The organism is Ramlibacter sp. (assembly GCF_013697775.1).
Lineage (GTDB): Bacteria > Pseudomonadota > Gammaproteobacteria > Burkholderiales > Burkholderiaceae_C > Ramlibacter.
This window is the reverse complement of the sequence record NZ_JACCWG010000298.1, coordinates 1-2,662: the sequence shown is the minus strand read 5'-3', so window position 1 is coordinate 2,662 and position 2,662 is coordinate 1. Positions and strand designations below refer to the sequence as shown.

3 protein-coding genes are annotated in these 2,662 nt (G+C 67.9%); all 3 read left to right on the top strand.

Going from position 1 to position 2,662, the window contains the following annotated elements:
- Positions 1–386, top strand: a 386-nt coding sequence (locus H0U68_RS15040) for a thioredoxin fold domain-containing protein (protein ID WP_296356963.1), incomplete at its 5' end; no start/stop codon positions are given.
- 81 nt (positions 387–467) lie between these two features.
- Positions 468–1,811 (top strand): sulfite dehydrogenase, encoded by a 1,344-nt coding sequence (soxC, locus tag H0U68_RS15035; RefSeq protein ID WP_296356966.1) that lies wholly within the window; start codon positions 468–470, stop codon positions 1,809–1,811.
- Positions 1,812–1,947: 136 nt separating this feature from the next.
- A partial coding sequence (locus H0U68_RS15030) for a cytochrome c (RefSeq protein ID WP_296356962.1) occupies positions 1,948–2,662 on the top strand: 715 nt, incomplete at its 3' end.

Sequence of the window (2,662 nt, the reverse complement as noted above, 5' to 3'; positions counted from 1 at the left end):
CGGCTCCGGCGTCGCTTGCCGCGGAGCTTGCCGCCGCACTCGCGCGCAAGCAGCCGCTGGTGGTGATGGCCAGCCTGGAGGGTTGCCCGTTCTGCCGCATCGTGCGCAACAGCCACCTGGCGCCGCTGCGCGCGGAGTCCGGCCTGCCGGTGGTGCAGCTGGACACGGCGAGCACGCGCACGGTGCTGGACTTCGCGGGCGTGGCCAGCACGCACGACAAGCTGCTGCGCGCCTGGGGCGTGACGACCTGGCCCACGGTGCTGTTTTTCGGCGCGCAGGGCAAGGAAGCGGCCGATCGGCTGGTGGGTGCGTCGATTCCGGATTTTTATGGGGCGTATCTGGACGCGCGGCTGGTGACGGCGCGGCAGCGCGTCGTAGCAAGCTAGCCGCTCAGCGTAAACCCCAGCCTGTTCGGTGCTTGTGCGGATATATCATTGAATCTGCATATACAAATCTTTGACATGCCCATGCAAACCGGCCGACTCCGCAAGGCGCCCGAGAATTTCCTCGATCGGGCGGGCATTCAGCAAGTGACGGCGCAGGCGCGCCACGGACGGCGCGACTTCCTGCGTGGCGCCTTCGCCGCGGCTGCCGCCGGTGTCGCTGCCGGCGGCGGGCACGCGCAGCAGAAGGAGAACAGCGACGGCGACCCGAACATCCTCACCCTGCCCGAGCACTCGCGCGGCCTGGGCCAGGCGGTGGCGACCGACGGCTACGGCAAGCCCTCGCAGCACGAGGCCAACGTGCAGCGCCGCCAGAGCCCGGGCCTCACGCAGACCGCTCAAGCCTCGGTGTCGTTCGCGCCGCTGCAGTCGCTGTTCGGCATCGTCACGCCCAGCGGCCTGCACTTCGAGCGGCACCACCAGGGCTGGTGGGACATCGATCCTTCCAAGCACCGCCTCATGCTCAACGGCATGGTGAAGACGCCGAAGGTGTTCACCATGGACGAGCTGATGCGCCTACCTTCGGTGTCGCGCTTCCACTTCATCGAATGCGGCGCCAACACCGGCATGGAATGGGGCAACGTGGCCGTGCCCACCTGCCAGTACACGCACGGCATGCTGTCGTGCAGCGAGTTCACCGGCGTGCCGCTGGTCACGCTGCTGGAGATGGCCGGCGCCGACATGAAGAACGGCAGGTTCCTGCTGGCCGAAGGCGCGGACGGCTCGTCGATGACGCGCACCATCCCCATGAGCCTGGTGCGCTCGGGCGAGGTGCTGGTGGCCTACGGGCAGAACGGCGAGATGCTGCGCCCGGAAAACGGCTATCCGCTGCGGCTGGTCGTGCCCGGCGTGCAGGGCGTGAGCTGGGTCAAGTACCTGCGGCGCATCGAGGTCGGCGACCAGCCCTACGCCACCAAGGACGAGACGGTGCACTACGTGGACCTGATGCCCGACGGCACGCATCGCCAATACACCAGCATCCAGGAATGCAAGAGCGTGGTCACCACGCCCTCGGGCGGCCAGGTGCTGCTGGACAAGGGCTTCTACAGCGTGAGCGGCCTGGCCTGGTCGGGCCGCGGCAAGGTGGCGCGCGTGGACGTGTCGGTGGACGGCGGGCGCAACTGGCGCCAGGCCCGCCTGCAAGGCCCGGTGATGGGCAAGTGCCTCACGCGCTTTTCGCTGGACTGGGTGTGGGACGGCAAGCCGGCCATTCTCCAGAGCCGCGCGACCGACGACACCGGCTACGTGCAGCCCACCTACCGCCAGCTGCGCGCGGTGCGCGGCACGCGCTCGATCTACCACAACAATGCCATCCAGTCCTGGCTGGTGGAAGAAAGCGGCGAGGTGAAGAATGTCCAATTGGCCTGATTCACTTGAAAAAATGCTGCGCATTTTTTCAAGTGCTCCGATCAGTGCGATGAGGCCCGGCGAAGCCGGCTCCTCATCGCAGGAGGGACCGCGCTGCACGTTGTTCCGCGCGGTCCGCCGCGGTGGATGGGCCGCGGTGTTCACTCTGGCTGCTGCCTGCGCGCACGGGCAGGCAGCTTCCAAATTCCCCGGCGTCGGGCGCGACGCCACGCCCAAGGAAGTGGCCGCGTGGGACATCGACGTGCGGTCCGACTTCAAGGGCCTTCCCGCCGGCACCGGATCGGTGGCCAAGGGCCAGGAGGTGTGGGAAGGCAAGTGCGCGTCCTGCCACGGCGTGTTCGGCGAATCCAACGCGGTGTTCAACCCGCTGGTGGGTGGCACCACGGCGGACGACATCAAGAGTGGCCGCGTCGGCGCGCTCAAGCGCAACGATTACCCCGGCCGCACCACGCTGATGAAGGTGGCCAGCCTGTCCACGCTATGGGACTACATCAACCGCGCGATGCCGTGGAATGCGCCGAAGTCGCTGAGCGTGGACGAGGTGTACGCCGTCACCGCCTACATGCTGCATCTGGGCGACATCCTGCCGGCGGATTTCACGTTGTCGGACAAAAACATGCGCGAGGTGCAGCAGCGCCTGCCCAACCGCAACGGCACCACCGCCGCACACGCCCTGTGGCCGGGCAAGGAGCTCGGCGGCGCGCCCAAGCCGGACGCCGTGGGCTCCAGCTGCATGGCCAATTGCGATGTCGATACCAAGGTGGCTTCGCTGCTGCCGCCGTTCGCGCGCAACGCGCACGGCAACCTGGCGCAGCAGAACCGCACGGTGGGCGCGCAGCACGGCGCGGACA